Here is a 16,718-nt window from a genome sequence, read left to right as displayed (position 1 = left end):
GGGCCGAGGCGCCGAACAGCGTAGATCAGACGGGCGGTCGGCCGCCCGTCAGCCGGCCGCGCTGAGCCGCAGGGTGACCAGTTCGAACGGGCGCAGCGCGAGGCGCACCGCGCCGTCCTCGACCGCCACCTCGCCGCGGGTGCCGTCCCAGGGCCGCTCCAGCAGGTCGCAGGGGACGGCGCCGGCCAGCGGGAAGGAGGTGGTCAGCCGGCCCCGGGCACGGCCGCCGCCCGCCTCGTAGACCCGGACGATCAGGTCCCCGCTGCGGTCGTCGGCGAGCTTGACGGCGCTCACCACCAGGGCGTCGTTGTCCAGCCGCACCAGCGGAGCGACCTGCTCGGCGCTGCCGGTGACCCGCCGCTCCGGCAGGCCGATCCGGTAGCCCTCGCGGACGGCGTCGCCGATCGCCGCGCCCGGCACGAGGGCGTGCCGGAAGCGGTGCAGGCCCTGGTCGGTCTTCGGGTCGGGGAAGCGCGGAGCGCGCAGCAGCGAGAAGCGGACCGTGGTGGTGGTCCCGCCGTCGCCGGGGCGCACCGTGCGGGTGACGTCGTGGCCGTAGGTGGAGGCGGTGACCAGGGCGACGCCCCAGCCGGGCTCGTCGAGGTGGACGAAGCGGTGGTTGCAGGCCTCGAACTTGGCGGCGTCCCAGCTGGTGTTGGTGTGGGTGGGCCGGTAGAGGTGGCCGAACTGGGTCTCGGCGGCGTAGCGCTCGGTGTGGATGTCCAGCGGGAAGGCGGCCTTGAGGAACTTCTCGGTCTCGTGCCAGTCGACCACGGTGTCGATGTCCAGCCGCTGCTCGCCGGCCCGCAGGGTGAGGGTCTGCACCACGGTGGAGGAGCCGAAGGAGCGGGCGATCCGCACGGAGGCCAGTTCGGCGGTGCGGTCGGCGGTGAGCGAGTCCACGCCGGTCAGGTCGGTGACGGTGTTGCGGTAGAACTGGTCCACGTCCCAGGCGTCCCACATGTTGGGGAAGTCGGGGTGCAGCTGGAGCAGGTTGGCCCGGCTGCCGGGCGCGACGGTCTCCCGGCCGGTCGCGAGCTCGACCACCGAGGAGATCAGGCCGTCCGCGTCCACGACGACCTCCAGCAGGCCGTTGCGCAGTGTGAAGCCGCCCTCCGGCCGCTCCGCCACGGTGCACTCCGGTCCGGTCGCGGCGGCGACCGCGGCCCCGCCGGCCGGCACCGCCGAGCGGGTGTGCGGCGCCGCGTTGAACACCAGCTCGCGCCCGCCGGAGGCCGCCCCGGCCAGCGCCTGTTGGGCCGCGTCGATCAGCCCCTCCAGCTCCCCGGCCAGCGCCGCGTACGTCGCCTCGGCCTCGCGGTGCACCCAGGCGATGGACGAGCCGGGCAGGATGTCGTGGAACTGGTGCAGCAGGACGGTCTTCCAGATCCGGTCCAGCTGCTCGTACGGGTAGGCCGCCCCGGTGCGCAACGCGGCGGTGGCGCACCAGAGTTCGGCCTCGCGCAGCAGGTTCTCGCTGCGCCGGTTTCCCTGCTTGGTCCTGGCCTGGCTGGTCAGGGTGGCGCGGTGCAGCTCCAGGTAGAGCTCGCCGACCCAGACCGGCGGGTTCGGGTACTCGGCCTCGGCCTTGGCGAAGAATTCGGCGGGGTTCTCCCAGCGGACGGTGGCCGAGCCCTCCAGGTCCTTCATCCGGGCTGCCTTGGCGACCATCTCGCGGGTGGTGCCGCCGCCGCCGTCACCCCAGCCGGTCGGGGCGAGCGAGTGCCGGGCGACGCCCTTGTCCTTGAAGTTCCTCGCCGCGTGGGCGATCTCGCTGCCCTTCATCGAGCAGTTGTAGGTGTCCACGGGCGGGAAGTGGGTGAAGATCCGGGTCCCGTCGATGCCCTCCCAGAGGAAGGTGTGGTGCGGGAACCGGTTCACCTGGCTCCACGAGATCTTCTGGGTCAGCAGCCACTTGGAGCCCGCGTTGCGGATGATCTGCGGCAGGCCGCCGGTGAAGCCGAAGGTGTCCGGCAGCCAGGCCTCGTGGTTCTCCACCCCGAACTCGTCCAGGAAGAACCGCTTGCCGTGGACGAACTGCCGGGCCATCGCCTCCGAGCTCGGCATGTTGGTGTCGGACTCGACCCACATGCCGCCGGCCGGGACGAACCGGCCCTCCGCCACCGCCTTCCGCACCCGGGCGTACACCTCGGGACGGTGCTCCTTGATCCAGGCGAACTGCTGGGCCTGGGACATGGTGTAGCGGAAGTCCGGCTCGTCCTCCAGCAGCGCGGTCATGTTGGCGGTGGTGCGGGCCACCTTGCGGACGGTCTCGCGCAGCGGCCAGAGCCAGGCCGAGTCGATGTGGGCGTGGCCGATCGCGCTGATCCGGTGCGCGGACGGCACGGCGGGCGCGGCCAGCACCCCGGCCAGCTCCGAACGGGCCTTCGCTGCCGTGGCGTTGACGTCCTGGAGGTCGACCGCGTCGAGGCAGCGCTCGACCGCGCGCAGGATCTCCCATCGGCGGGCGCTCTCCACCGGCAGCTCGGCCATCAGCTCGCCGAGCACCTCCAGGTCCATCACGAGCTGCCAGACCGTCTCGTCGAACACCGCCAGGTCCATCCGGGCCAGCTTGTACTGCGGCTGGTCGCCGGCCGTCTCCCTGTCGCCGAGCTCGGTGGGCAGGAACGGATGGTAGTCCAGGATGACCGGGTTGGAGGCGGCCTCGACGTGCAGCAGCACCTGCTCGCCGCCGGCCGCCGGGGCGGCGATCCGCACCCACTGGTTCTGCGGGTTGAGGCCCTTCACCGGGGAGCCGTCCGGGCGGTAGACCAGGCCCTCGCACTGGAAGCCGGGCATGTTGGCGTCGAAGCCCAGGTCGATCAGCGCCTCGACGGTGCGCCCGGCCCAGGCCTGCGGCACGGTGCCGGTCACGGTGATCCAGCTGGTGCCCCAGGGCGCGCCCCAGGCGTCGCCCACCGCGATCGGGGTGGGCGGGGCGGCCAGCCCCTCGGCGACCGGGACGGGCTCGCCGGGCGCCGTCCAGATGCCGACCTCCAGCGGGACGGACTCGGGGTAGACGGCCGGGCGGATGCGCTCGTCCAGGACGCGCTTGAGGCGGGACTCGACCAGGGTACGGTCATCGTGCATGTCAGCGGGCTCCGTTGCGTGGCTGAGGGTGCGTGGCTGCGGTTCTTGGTTCTCGGCTGAGGTTGCGGGGCCGAGGTTACGGGGCCGAGGGGGAGACGGATGGGCTAGGGAGAACGTACGCCGGTGGGGTGGACCACCTCGGTGATGCCGCGCGCCGCGAGGTGCGCACGGTCCTCGGCGCGCTCGGCGAGCACCGCGGTCGGGCGGACGCCCTCCTCGGCGAGGCGCATGAACGTCTCGTACACCGCACCGCCGGGGCCGCAGACCGAGCGCCGCGGCGAGGTGACCTCGTCGCCGGTGGCGACCACCACGGCGGTGCTGCGCGGCGTGGGCGGCTGCCAGGACCGGCGGGCCTCGGCGGCGGCCTCGGCGAGCCGGGCGCCGGCCGGCTTGACCGTCCGGTCGGTGGTCAACAGGCCCAGGCTGTACTCCAGTTCGGGGAAGTCGGCGAGTGAGCGGTCCACGTCGTGGGAGCACCACCAGGTCACGCCCCACAGGTCCGGGCAGTCCAGTACGGCCTCCACGGTGGCGCCGGTGAAGCGCGCGGCGTCCTGCGGGGCGATGTGCGGGGCGGGCGCGCCGACCTCCTGCAGCCAGACCGGACGGGCCGGGTCGTCCGCCCAGGCCTTGGACAGCTCGACCAGGTACGCGGCGTGCTGCGCGGTGGCGGTGGAGTGCGCGCCGTAGCGCTGGGCGGTGCCGTTGAACACCCAGGAGTGCACGGCGGTCGCGGCGCCGATCCGGGCCGAGTGCCAGGGGGTGAACGGGTGCTCGTCCAGGTACCAGGCCGCGTCGTACGAGGCGTGCAGGTGCAGCCGGCCGGGGGCGCCCTGCTCGCAGGCGTCGAGCATCCGGCGCAGCCAGGCCTCGGCCTCGGCAGAGGTGGCCCGGTCCGGGTCGGGGTGCGGGGCACCGGAGAACTGGTTGATCTCGTTGCCGAGCGTCATTCCGAGGAAGTTGGGCCGCCCGCGCAGCGCCCCGGCGAGAGTGCGCAGGTAGGCGGCCTGGGCGTCGACCACCTCGGGGTCGGTGAAGATGTTGCGCCGGTGCCAGGTCCGGGTCCAGGACGGGAGGAAGTCGAAGCTGGACAGGTGGCCCTGCAGGCCGTCCACCGCGACGTCCAGCCCGCGCTCGCCGGCCGCGTCCGCCAGGGCCGTCAGCTGCTCGACGGCGCGGGGGCGGATCAGGGTGCGGTTGGGCTGGAAGACCGGCCAGAGCGGGAACACCCGTACGTGGTCCAGCCCGAGGGCGGCGATGGAGTCGAAGTCGGCGCGCACGGCGTCCAGGTCGAAGTCGAGCCAGTGGTGGAACCAGCCGGCGCTGGGGGTGTAGTTGACGCCGAAGCGCGGGGCCTGCGGGGTGGCAGTCATGTGCGATGGCTCTCTCAACGGGTGCGGGGCGTACGGACGGTGGGCTATCCCTTGACGGCTCCCTCCTCGACACCCTTGAAGAAGAAGCGCTGGCAGACGCCGAACACCACGACGATCGGCAGGAAGGCGATCATGGTGCCGGCCGCGATCAGCCGGGGGTTGGCGGAGAAGGTGCCGTCGAGGTACTGGAGCCCGACGGTGAGGGTGTACTTCTGCGGGTCGTTGAGCACGATCAGCGGCCACAGGAAGTCGTCCCAGGCACCGATGAAGGTGAAGATCACGATCACGCTGAGCATGCCGCGCACGTTCGGCAGACCGATGTGCCACAGCCGCTGCCAGACGGTGGCGCCGTCCACCAGGGCGGCCTGGTCGAGCTCGGCCGGGACGGCGGCGAACGCGGTGCGCATCAGCAGCACGTTGAGCATCGCGATCGAGCCGGGCAGCGCGACGCCGGCCAGGCTGTCGGCCAGGCCGAGGCTGCGCACCAGCACGTACTGGGAGACGATGGTGACCTCGCCGGGCAGGATCAGGGTGGCGAGGAAGAGGCCGAGGACGAGCTTGGCGCCGCGGAAGCGCAGCCGGGCGAGCGCGTAGCCGGCCAGCGTGCAGCCGACCACGTTGCCGGTGATGCAGACCGCGGCGACGATCACCGAGTTGAGTGCGTAGGTCCACACCGGGATGACCTCGGCGACCCTGCCGTAGTTGCCGAGGGTGGGCTGGTCGGGCAGGAAGCTCGGTGTACGGGTGTAGACGTCCTCGGCGGGGCCCTTGAGGGAGGTGGACAGCTGCCACAGGAACGGGCCGATGACCAGCAGCAGGACGAGCACCAGGAGCAGGTAGCGGGCGGCGGTCTGGGCGGAGGAAGGGGTGTTGAAGCCCCGGGCGGGCCTGCGGGGCCTGGCGGGCCCGGTCGCGGTGGCAGGCTCGGTGGCCTTCGTGCGGACGGTGGTCATGGGGTCAGGCCGCCTTCCGGTTCAGCCGCATCAGGAACAGCATCGGGCCGAGGGTGATGACGAACAGCAGCAGGCTGAGCGCCGAAGCGTAGCCCAGGTGGCCGTTGAACCCGCGGCTGTACATCTGGATCAGCATCACCACGGACATGTCCCGCCCGCCGGGGCCGCCCAGGCCGTTGGAGAGTACGTACAGCTCGGAGAAGACGCGCAGCGAGCTCACCGAGATCAGCGCGGAGATCAGGACCATGGTCGGGCGCACCCCGGGCAGGGTGACGTGCCAGAACCGGCTGACCGGGCCGGCACCGTCCACGGCCGCCGCCTCGTGCAGCTCGCGCGGGACGTTGGCGAGGGCGGACAGGTAGATGACCATGTAGTAGCCGAGGCCCTTCCAGACGGTCAGGGCGATCGCGCTGAACAGCAGCAGCCAACGGTCGGTCAGGAAGGAGACCGGCGAGTCGGCCAGCCCGGTCTGTCGCAGCAGGCCGTTGACCAGGCCGCGGTCGTCCAGCGCCCAGCCCCAGATCAGTGCCACCACGACGGCGGAGGCGATCACCGGGGTGTAGAAGGCGGTACGGAAGAAGGTGATGCCGGGGATCCTGCGCTGGACGAGCAGCGCGAGCAGCAGCGGCAGGACGGTCAGCAGGGGCAGGCAGACCAGCATGAACACGATGCTGTTGAGCAGGGCGTCGGCGAGCTGCTCGTCGTCCAGCAGCCGGCCGTAGTTCTCCAGGCCGGTGAACTGCCCGCCGCCCAGCGGCTTGGCGTTGGTGAAGGACAGGATCACCGTGTTGACGGCCGGCCAGAGGTTGAAGACGGCCAGCCAGACTATCGCGGGCCCGGCGAGCAGCCAGGGGGTGAACCAGCGCCGGTGGGTCATGCGATCGCCTTCCTGGGGCCTGGGGGTGGTGCGGGTGACTCCCGGGGAGCGGCGGGCGTGGGGGAGGCCCGCCGCTTCGCCGGTACGGGGTGGCGGCGCGTCGCGGGGCGTGCTGCCGCGGGGCGTGGTGCCGCGCCGCGGGGGCCGCCCGTGCGCGCGCTGGGGGTCAGCCCTTGAGCAGCTTGTTGCACTGCTCGACGGCGGTGTCCAGCGCCTGCTTGGAGCTGGTCTCGCCGCTGATGGCCAGCGCGAACTGCTGCTTGATGACGGTGCCCATCGCGTCGTCCACCTCGACGGGCTGGATCAGTTCGGCCTTGGCGAGCGAGGTGAAGGCGATGACCTTGGCGTCGCCCGCGTTGGTGCCGTCGCTCTTGCTGAAGAACGGGTCGTTCGCGGAGGCCTTGGTGGACGGGAAGACACTGGTCAGGTGGGCGAAGGCGGCCTGGTTCTCGGGGCTGGTCACCCAACGGGCGAGGGCCACGGCGGCGGCCGGGTTCTTGGTGTTCTTCGGGATGGACAGGCCCTGGACGTACAGCGGCGGGGTGCCCATCGCGGTGGAGGGGACGACCTTCGGGGCGAGGGTCGGGTTGTCGGTGGCGAGGCTGGTGATGAAGTTGCCGCTGCCGGTGGTCCAGGCCGCGGTGCCGGAGCTGAAGAGCTTGGAGTTGCCGGCGTAGGTGTCGGTCAGCACTCCGTTCGGCATCAGGCCCTCCTTGAACGCGTCGCGGTACCTGTCGAGCAGCGCTGCGGCCTCGGGGGTGTTGAAGGTGAAGGCCTTGCCGTCGTCGGACATGATCTTCACGCCGATGTTGTACAGGTCGCCGATGCCCGGCTTGCGGCTCATCAGGTAGGTCTGGCCGCCGGACTTCTCCTTCATCACCCGGGCCTGGGCGATCAGTTCGTCCAGGCTGGCCGGGGGCTTCTGCGGGTCCAGGCCGCTCTTCGTGAGGAGTTCCGAACTCCAGTAGTTCACATCGGTGTTGAGGTACCACGGGTAGCCGAAGGTGCCCTGGTGCCCGTTGAACCGGTAGGCGTTCACGCCGCCGGCGACGTACTCCTCGGCGAGCTTCGGGTCGGCCTTGGCGACGTCCAGCAGGACGTCCTTCTTCACCAGCGGGAAGGCGAAGTCGGGCGGGAGGTTGACCACGTCGGGCAGGGTGCCGGCGGCGGCCTGGCTGAGCACCTTGTCGGAGTAGCCCTCGCCGGGCTGGTCGAGCCACTCGACCTCGACGCCGGGGTACTTCTTCTTGAAGCCGTCGATCACGCCCTGCATGTAGTCGGTGAACTTCGGTTTGAGCGCCCAGGTCTGGAGCGAGACCCTGCCCTTGACCTCGCCGGTGGCGGCCGCACTCGCCACCGCGTCGCTGCTCTTGCTGTCGCCGGAGCCGAGTCCGCAGCCGGTGAGTGCGGCGGTGGCGAGCGCCGTCGTGGTCAGTGCCGCCCAGATTCTTCGCATGAGGGTCTCCCGGTCCTGGGGGTGGGTGGGGGATCGTGCCGAGCTCGGGGGTTTCCCGGGGCTGTTCCCCGGGGTTCTGTCAACGGGGTGGCGCAACGGAGGCGCAACGGGGGTTGTGCCTGGTTCCGGAACCTGACCAACTAAACCGGTCTAGCTATGCCAGGGACTATGCTCCCGCCTAAACTTGGATGTCAAGAGAAGGGTCGGGTTCTGTGGGCAGACCGACGATCGCCGACATCGCCCGCCAGGCCGGTGTCTCCAAGGGCGCGGTGTCCTTCGCGCTCAACGGCCGGCCGGGCGTGAGCGAGGCGACCAGGGCCCGGATCCTGCGGGTCGCCGAGGAGATGAACTGGCGCCCGCACAGCGCCGCGCGCGCCCTCGGCGGAGCCCGGGCCGACGCCGTCGGCCTGGTGATCGCCCGGCCGGCCCGCACCATCGGTGTCGAGCCGTTCTTCAGCCAGCTGCTGTCCGGGCTCCAGGCCGTGCTCTCGGCCAGCTCGATCGCGCTGCACCTGATGGTGGTCGAGGACACCGCCGCCGAGATCGAGGTCTACCGGCGCTGGGCCTCCGAGCACCGGGTGGACGGCTTCATCGTGGTCGACCTCCAGGTCAGGGACCCGCGGCTGCCGGTGCTGGACGAACTCGGGCTGCCCGCCGTCGTGCTGGGCGGGCCCGGCAAGGGCGGCAACCAGCTGCGGATCTGGGCCGACGACCGGGAGGCGATGCTCTCGATCGTCGACTACCTGGCCGCCATCGGGCACCGCCGGATCGCCCACCTCGCCGGGCTGCCGCACTTCCAGCACACCCAGCGGCGGATCCGCGCGCTGCGCGACGCCTCGCGCCGGCTCGGGCTGGAGGAAGCGGTGTCGGTGCCCACCGACTTCAGCGACGCCGAGGGCGCGGCCGCCACCCGGACCCTGCTGTCCCGGGCCAGGCGGCCCACCGCCATCGTCTACGACAGCGACGTGATGGCCGTCGCCGGGCTGGGCGTGGCGGGGGAGATGGGCGTCGCGGTGCCCGGCGAGCTGTCGATCGTCTCCTTCGACGACTCGGTGCTCGCCCGGATCGTCCACCCCCCGCTGACCGCGCTCAGCCGGGACACCTTCGCGCTCGGCGAGCAGGTGGCGCGCAGCCTGCTGGCGGCGCTGGACGAGGCCGGGCCCGGCCGGGACCTCCAGATGCCCACGCCGCGGCTGACGGTACGGGAGTCCACCTCGCCGCCGAGAGGCACGCCGGCCGGCTCCCCCTCGGGTTCCACCGTCGGTTCGGCTGCCGGTTCCCCCGTCGGTTCCCCCGCAGGGGTGGATGCTGCGCGCATCGTTGACAGCGGTCCTGAACCGGTTTAGCCTCGCAGCGCCGAGCGGGCCCCCGGCTCGGCGTGCTCCGCCGCACTTTCGTCCGGCTCCCGTCGCCCGCTGCCCGTCCCGACCCCCGTCGCTTCCCGTCCGGCGAGGAAGCCCGGCAGCGGTGCGGCCTCCACTCGATCCAGCACCGGCACGCCCGCATGCAGCCGGGCCCCCGTCCGCGACGGTGGGCCCGCCCCCACCCTCCTCCGCTCGATCGGAGCCACCGCATGTCACGACGCCTCCCCCTGCTGCTCAGCGCCGCCCTCGCGACGGCCGCGCTGACCGTCACCCCCGCGGCCTGGGCCGGCCCGACACCGACCGCGGCCCCCGCAGCCACCGTCGGCTCGGGCAGCCAGCCCTTCGCCTCGTACTGGTACCCCAACAGCATCCTGAACTGGGACCCGGCCACCGACCCGGACGCCCGCTTCAACCGCTCCCGCGTGCCACTCCAGCCGCGCACCAGCGACCCCGCGCTGCGGGCCAACCCCAACGCCCGCACCGGTGAGGGCAGGATCGCCTCGCTGGTTTCCTTCGGCCCCACCTCCAACAACCCCTCGCAGGGCTCCGCCGACCCCAACTACTACGCCTTCGGCTACTGGCAGTACGTCGACAAGCTGGTGTTCTGGGGCGGTTCGGCCGGCGAGGGCCTGATCCTCGCCCCCAACCCGACCGTGATCGACGCCGCCCACCGCAACGGCGTCAAGGTCTACGGCACGGTCTTCTTCCCGCCCGGCGCGTACGGCGGCCAGCTCCAGTGGGTGCGCGACTTCGTCCAGAAGTCCGGCAGCCGCTACCCCGTCGCGGACAAGCTCGCCCAGGCCGCGCAGTACTACGGCTTCGACGGCTGGTTCATCAACCAGGAGACCGGCGGCGGCGATTCGTCCCTGGCGGGCGAACTGCGCAACCTGATGCAGTACACCAAGGCGCAGACCGGCACCGAGTTCATGTGGTACGACGCGATGACCACCTCCGGCTCGGTCAACTGGCAGAACGCCCTCACCTCGGCCAACTCACCCTTCCTGCAGGATGGTTCGAAGCGCACCGCGGACTCGATGTTCCTGAACTTCAACTGGTCGGCGAGCGGCCTGAACTCCTCCCGGGCACTGGCCCGGCAGCTCGGCCGCAGCGAGTACGACCTCTACTCCGGCATCGACACCGAGGCCAACGGCTACAACACCGGCGTGGACTGGAACACCCTCTTCCCGGCCGGCAAACCGCACACCACCTCGCTCGGCCTCTACCGCCCGGAGTGGACCTGGAAGTCCGCCACCGACCGCGCCGACTTCTACGCCAAGGACGCCCGCTACTGGGTCGGTGCCGCCGACGACCCGTCGCGGATCGACCTCTCGGCGAGCTGGCCCGGCCTGGCCGGCTACGTCGCCGAGTCCTCGCCGATCACCGCCAAGCCCTTCGTCACCAACTTCGACACCGGGCAGGGCGACTTCTACAACGCGGCCGGCACCCGGGTCGCCACCGGCGGCTGGAACAACCTCTCGCTCCAGGACGTCCCGCCCACCTACCGCTGGGTGGTGGAGTCGGCCGGCAGCCGGATCACCCCGTCCGTCGACTTCACCGACGCCTACCAGGGCGGCTCCTCGCTGCGGCTGAGCGGAACGCTCGACGCCGCCAACACCGTACGGCTGTACCAGACCACGCTGCCGGTCGCCGCGAACACCAAGCTGGACCTGGTGGTCAAGACCCCGGCCGCCGGGCCCACCAAGCTCAAGGCCGCCATCTCCTTCGCCGACGCGCCGAGCAGCTTCACCACGATCGACGTCGGCGCCAACTCCGGTACCGGCTGGGAGCGGCACACCCTCGACCTCTCCCCGTACGCGGGCCGCACCGTCGCCCAGATCGCCCTGCGGGCCGAGGGCAGCGACCCGGCATACGACCTGCGGGTCGGCCAAGTAGCCCTCTACGACGGCTCGGTGCAGACCCCGGCGGCACCGGCCGGCCTCACCGTCCTCGGCGCGAGCGACGTGACGCCCGGCTCCAGCCAGTCCCTGCGGCTGTCCTGGACGGCGGCGCCCGGCGGCAACGTGCACCACTACGAGGTGTACCGGCGCAACGCGGACGGCAGTCGCACCTTCCTCGGCGCCACGCCCAACGACGCGTACTTCGTCGGACGGCTCGACCGGGCCGGCGGCGAGAACGCCACCACGCTGGACGTCGAGGCGGTGTCCACCACCTACGGCCGCTCGACCGCCGCCTCCACCACGGTGAGCTGGAACGGCACCCCGCCGACCTCCACCAACCTGGCGCTCAACCGCCCGGCCACCGCCTCCGGCCAGTGCAACGCCAACGAGGGCCCGGCCAAGGCCGTCAACGGCAGCGTCGGCGGCGGGACCGGCGACAAGTGGTGCACCCTCACCTCCGCCAAGTGGCTGGAGGTGGACCTCGGTTCGGCGAAGCAGCTGTCCACGTTCGTGGTCAAGCACGCCTCGGCGGGCGGCGAGAGCGCCTCCTACAACACCCGCGACTTCGCCGTCCAGGTCCGGTCGGGCGCGAGCGACCCCTGGACGACCGTCGCGGACGTCACCGGCAACACGGCCGGCACCACCACCCACCCGGTGAACACCACCGCCCGCTACGTCCGGCTGGTGATCACCGCACCCACCCAGACCACCGACCCGGCCGCCCGCATCTACGAGTTCGAGGCCTGGGGCGCGTAGCCCCTCGTCGGAAAGGAAGCACCCCCGTGCCGGTCACCATCACCGCCGTCGAGAGCACCGACCTGTTCGTCGGCCCCGAGGACGCCCCGCGTCAAGTGCTGCGGGTCACCCTGGAGGGCCCGGCCGCCCGGATCGCCGTCACCGGGCCGGGTGTCCGCGGCGAGGCGACCGGCACGGGGCTGGTCGAGGTCCCGCTGGAGATCACCGACGCCACGCCCGGTGACCGACTGCCCGTCACCGTCGTGGCTTCGGATGCCGTGGTGGAGGCGAGCGTGGACGTCGCCGAGCCCGGCTGGACGATGTTCCTGGTCTCGCACTTCCACTACGACCCGGTCTGGTGGAACACCCAGGCCGCCTACACCTCCCCGTGGGAACTGCTCTCCGCCGACGCCACCACCCGGCCCCTGTGGGAGCGCAACGGCTTCGCGCTCGTCGACGCACACATGGACCTCGCCCTGCGGGACCCGGTGTACAAGTTCGTGCTCGCCGAAGTCGACTACCTGAAGCCGTACTTCGACCAGCACCCGGAGCGCCGCGAGACGCTGCGACAGCTGCTGGAACGCGGCCAGGCCGAACTCGTCGGCGGCACCTACAACGAGCCGAACACCAATCTGACCGGCGCCGAGACCACCATCCGCAACATCGTCCACGGCATCGGCTACCAGCGCGGCATCCTCGGCGGCGACCCCCGAACCGCCTGGCAGCTCGACGTGTTCGGGCACGACCCGCAGTTCCCCGGCCACCTCGCCGCGGCCGGCCTCACCGGCAGCGCCTGGGCACGCGGCCCGTTCCACCAGTGGGGCCCGATCCAGAAGAACTTCCGCGAGGCCAAGGACGACGCCCGGGTGATGCAGTTCCCGAGCGAGTTCGAGTGGATCGCCCCCGGTGGCGAGGGCGTGCTCACCCACTACATGCCGCACCACTACTCGGCCGGCTGGTGGATGGACTCCTCGGCCGACCTCGCCACCGCCGAGCAGGCCGTCTACGAGCTGTACCGGAAGCTCAAGCCCGTGGGAGCGACGAAGAACCTGCTGCTGCCGGTGGGGACGGACTACACCCCGCCGAACAAGTGGGTCACCGAGATCCACCGCTCCTGGGCCGCCAAGTACCTCTGGCCCCGCTTCGTCTGCGCCACCCCGCGGGACTTCCTCGACGCCGTCCGGGCCGAACTCGCCGCCACCGGACGGCGTCCCAGCCCGCAGACCCGCGACATGAACCCGGTGTACACCGGCAAGGACGTCTCCTACATCGACACCAAACAGGCCCAACGGGCCGGCGAGGTCGCGGCCGTCGACGCGGAGAAGCTCGCCACGCTCGCCACCGTCCACGGCCTCGGCCGCTACCCGGCCGCCGCCCTCGACAAGGTCTGGCGCCAACTCGCCTACGGCGCACACCACGACGCGATCACCGGCTCCGAGTCCGACCAGGTGTACCTGGACCTGCTCGGCGGCTGGCGGGAGGCGTACGACCTGGCATCCGGCGTGCGGGACGCGGCACTGGACGCGCTCACGGCGCGGATCTCCACGGCTGGGGCCGGGTCGGCGGTGGTGGTGACCAACACGCTCTCGTTCGACCGGACCGGCCTCGTGACGGTCGAACTGCCCGACGGCGTACGGTCGGTGCGAGTGCTGGACGACCGGGGCGAGGCGGTGCCGAGCGCCGTGGACCGGGGAACGCTGCGGTTCCTGGCCACCGATGTGCCCGCGCTCGGCTGGCGCACCTGGCGGCTGGTGGAGGGGGACGCGCAGGCGCCGTGGACGGCGGCCCCGGGCGTGACCATCGGGAACGGACGGTACCGGGTGACCGCCGATCCGGCGCGCGGCGGCGGCCTCACCTCGGTGCGGGACCTGCGGCACGAACGGGAGTTGATCCAGCACGGCCGGATCGGCAACGAGCTGCGGGTGTACGAGGAGTACCCGCAGCACCCCGACTTCGGCGAGGGCCCCTGGCACCTGGTGCCCAGCGGGCCGGTGCTGGGCTCCGGGGACGGCGAGGCGTCGGTCCGCCGGGAGACCGGGCCGCTCGGCGAGCGCCTGGTGGTCGAGGGCGTGGTCGACGGCGTCCGCTACGAGCAGACCGTCACGCTCTGGCACGGCCTGGACCGGGTGGACTGCCGCACCCGGGTGGTGGACTACTCCGGCGCCGACCGGCTGCTGCGGCTGCGCTTCCCGGTGGACGTCCCCGGCGGCCTGCCGGTCAGCGAGGTCGCGGGCGCGGTCGTCGGGCGCGGCTTCGCGATGCCGGACGTGGACTCGGCGGAGGCGCCATGGACCCTGGACAACCCGGCCAACACCTGGTTCGGACTCGGCGCCACCGCGCGCGTCGACCTCACCGACCCGGTGGGCTCGGTTGTCGGCTCGCGTGCCCTCGGAGTGGCGGAGGTCGTCGTCCCCACACTGGACGACGCCGCCGACGCCCGTCCACTGGTGGTCGCGCTCGCCCGGGTCGGGGTCACCGCCACCACCTCGGGGGCGGACTGGGCGCGGTACGGTTGGCTGGCCGTGGACTCCAACCTGCCGGACTTCCGGATCGTGGTCGGCGGGCCGGAAGTCAACGAAGCGGCACGGGAGTTGATCTCGACGGCGGGGGAGGAGTACGCGGCCGTCCTGAAGGCGCACGGCGCGGTGTGGGTGCCTGCCCTGACGCCGCTCGCCGAGGTCTGGCGTCCGGACGCCGATCTGCGCGACCTGCGGGCGCTGCCGGCGCTCGTCGTAGCGGACGTGGCGGCGCTGGTCGAGGACCTGGGCGACGCCCGGATCGAAGCCGTCTGCCCGTCGGCCGTCACGGAGCAGCTCGCCGACCACACCGTGGCGTTGCTCAGCTTCGGCTTGCCCGGATTCGCCGTCGACACGACCGGCGCACTGCACCTGTCCCTGATGCGCTCCTGCACCGGCTGGCCGTCCGGCGTCTGGATCGACCCGCCGCGGCGCACCCTGCCCGACGGCGCCTCCTTCCAACTCCAGCACTGGACACACGAGTTCAGCTACGCGCTGGTGGGCGGGGAGGGCGACTGGCGGGACCAGACGCTGCCCGCCCAGGGCCAGGAGTTCAACCACCCGCTGTACGCCCGGATCGCACCGGCGCAGGAGGGGCCGCTGCCGGCCACCCTGTCCTGGCTGCGGGTCGAACCGCAGCGCGAGGTGCTGCTCGGCGCGCTCAAGCCGGCCGGGAACCCCATCGCGCAGGGCTCGGCGGCGCCGGTCGGTCCCGAACTGGCGGTCCGGCTGATGGAGTCGACCGGCCTGGGGCGGACGGCACAGCTCGGCGGCGCGCTCGGCCTGGGCGACGTCCGGGCCGCCGACCTGCTGGAACGGCCGCTTCCCTCCGGTGGCTGCGCTCTCGACCTCGCCGGTTCGAAGATCGCCACCCTGCTCGCGACCCCGGCCGTCACCGCTCCGGCAGCCGGAACGGACCTCGGCCCGACGGCGGAACCCGCCCAGCCCGTCCACGCCCGCTACTGGCTCCACAACCGGGGCCCGGCACCGCTCGGCTACCTCCCGGTGTCCGTCGGTGCCTCGCCCGGACTGCTGCGGACGGCGGGGGAGCCGGTGACGCTCTCGGTCGCCCTCTCCTCGCAGCTGCGGGACGCGGCGGCCGAGGGCACGGCCGTCGTGCTGCCGCCCGAGGGCTGGACGACCAGCCTCGGCAGTCGCCCGTACCGGCTGGAGGCGGACGGGCACCTGCGCTTCCCGGTCACCCTCACCCCGCCCGCCGGGTCCGAGCCGGGGCTGTACTTCGCAGCCGTCCGGATCGAGCACGACGGCCAGAAGGTCGAGGACGTGGTGACGATCGCCGTCGGCGACCTGCCCGACCTGCTGCCCGTCCCCGGCGACGCCCCCGAGGACTGGACGGCCGCCCAGGGCACCAAGGCCACCACCGGACGGGACACCGGCCTGGACGTCGAGGTCTCGCACGAGACCCTGCGAGTCGCTCCCGGCGGACGCACCACCCTCGCGCTCACCCTCACCAACCGCACCCAGGGCGAGATCCGCGGCGAGCTGCAACTGGTCTCGCCGTGGGGCACCTGGGAGGCGATCGCGGAGCCCGTTCGCGGCTTCGCCGTCCCGGCCGGCTCCACCGCGGTGGCCGATTTCGCCATCACCGTCCCCGAAACCACTGATCCGGGTTCGTACTGGGCCCTGGCGAAGGTGATGTGGTTCGGCCGCTGCCAGTACGCCCCGACCGTCGCCCTGGCGGTCGAGGCATGACCCTCGGCCTGCTCGACGGGCGCCCCCTCCCGCGCGCCGCCCTCGACCACCGCCTGACCGCCCTGCGGAACGGCCCGCGCGCCACCGCCCTGCCACAGCCGGGCAGTTCGGAGGACCGACAGCTGACCAGGTGGGTCGCCCAGGTACTGCTGACCGAGGCCCTCTGCGAGGCGGTGACCGCCGAGCGCAACCTTTCCGTCGGGCCGTCGACCCCCGCCCACCTCGACCAACAGGCCGCCGTCGAACTCGGCTCCATCACGGCGGCCGCCTACGAGGGCAGCGCAGCCGTCCGCGCCGTCCACGACGATGTGACGGCCACCATCGAGCCCTCACCCGAGGACATCGCCCACTACCGCACCATGACCACCCGCCCGCCGTCCGTCCGCTGGCACCTCGCCCTCCCCGACGGCGAGTTGGAGGCCGATCCCGCCACCCTCCCGACCGCCCTCGCCGACGCCCTCCGTACCGCCCCACCCGGCGCGTGGGTCACCGCCGGCCCGTGGAAGGCCGCTCTCCTCGCCACCACCACGACCCCGGAGCCCCCCGACCCCACCCCAGCCCTACAGGCCGCCGCACGCCGCGCCGCCTTCGTACGCTGGCTCGACCACGAACGTGCCGGACGCCTCACCTTGGTCGAGGGATTGGAGCACCCAGGCGACCCCGCCCAGCCCGACAACCACCACCGCCACTGAGTATCCCGACAGTTCGTCTGCCGCGCGGGCGTTGTGCTGTTCGGCCGCCGGTAC

9 protein-coding genes are annotated in these 16,718 nt (G+C 72.3%); 4 read left to right on the top strand and 5 right to left on the bottom strand.

From position 1 onward, the window contains the following. Positions 1–48 precede the first annotated feature (48 nt). The 5 genes from ACFU7Y_RS01580 to ACFU7Y_RS01560 all read right to left on the bottom strand — a co-directional run bounded on the left by ACFU7Y_RS01580 (position 49) and on the right by ACFU7Y_RS01560 (position 7,746). Positions 49–3,090 (bottom strand): alpha-mannosidase, encoded by a 3,042-nt coding sequence (locus ACFU7Y_RS01580; RefSeq protein ID WP_380765978.1) that lies wholly within the window; start codon positions 3,088–3,090, stop codon positions 49–51. A gap of 104 nt (positions 3,091–3,194) precedes the next feature. Beyond that, the gene (locus ACFU7Y_RS01575; RefSeq protein WP_380765976.1) at positions 3,195–4,460 is read right to left on the bottom strand and encodes a glycosyl hydrolase; all 1,266 of its coding nucleotides are present in this window, start codon (positions 4,458–4,460) and stop codon (positions 3,195–3,197) included. A 44-nt stretch (positions 4,461–4,504) separates the two neighbouring features. Beyond that, entirely contained in the window at positions 4,505–5,413 is a 909-nt protein-coding gene (locus tag ACFU7Y_RS01570; protein WP_380765974.1) for a carbohydrate ABC transporter permease, read from the bottom strand. Positions 5,414–5,417: 4 nt separating this feature from the next. Next, complete coding sequence (locus tag ACFU7Y_RS01565) at positions 5,418–6,290, bottom strand: carbohydrate ABC transporter permease (protein ID WP_380765972.1); 873 nt, start codon at positions 6,288–6,290, stop codon at positions 5,418–5,420. A 166-nt stretch (positions 6,291–6,456) separates the two neighbouring features. Next, positions 6,457–7,746 carry an ABC transporter substrate-binding protein gene (locus ACFU7Y_RS01560; RefSeq protein WP_224276525.1) on the bottom strand — a complete coding sequence of 430 codons (1,290 nt, stop codon included), beginning with the start codon at positions 7,744–7,746 and terminating at the stop codon, positions 6,457–6,459. A 212-nt stretch (positions 7,747–7,958) separates the two neighbouring features. On the opposite strand from ACFU7Y_RS01560, the gene ACFU7Y_RS01555 reads away from it, so the two are divergent. From ACFU7Y_RS01555 to ACFU7Y_RS01540, 4 genes are all read left to right on the top strand, one after another. Next, positions 7,959–9,092, top strand: coding sequence for a LacI family DNA-binding transcriptional regulator (locus tag ACFU7Y_RS01555; protein WP_380765970.1), 1,134 nt, complete (start codon positions 7,959–7,961; stop codon positions 9,090–9,092). A gap of 227 nt (positions 9,093–9,319) precedes the next feature. After that, entirely contained in the window at positions 9,320–11,764 is a 2,445-nt protein-coding gene (locus ACFU7Y_RS01550) for a discoidin domain-containing protein (RefSeq protein ID WP_224276529.1), read from the top strand. Between the two features lie 26 nt (positions 11,765–11,790). Then, the gene (locus tag ACFU7Y_RS01545; protein WP_380765968.1) at positions 11,791–15,972 is read left to right on the top strand and encodes an NEW3 domain-containing protein; all 4,182 of its coding nucleotides are present in this window, start codon (positions 11,791–11,793) and stop codon (positions 15,970–15,972) included. Then, on the top strand, positions 15,969–16,664 hold the full coding sequence (locus tag ACFU7Y_RS01540; RefSeq protein WP_380765966.1) for a hypothetical protein: 696 nt from the start codon (positions 15,969–15,971) through the stop codon (positions 16,662–16,664). The genes ACFU7Y_RS01545 and ACFU7Y_RS01540 overlap by 4 nt, the downstream gene beginning before the upstream one ends. Positions 16,665–16,718: the final 54 nt, after the last annotated feature.

The organism is Kitasatospora sp. NPDC057542 (genome assembly GCF_042801945.1).
Lineage (GTDB): Bacteria > Actinomycetota > Actinomycetes > Streptomycetales > Streptomycetaceae > Kitasatospora.
Note: the sequence above shows the minus strand (reverse complement) of the source record. Positions and strands in the feature narration are given on the sequence as shown.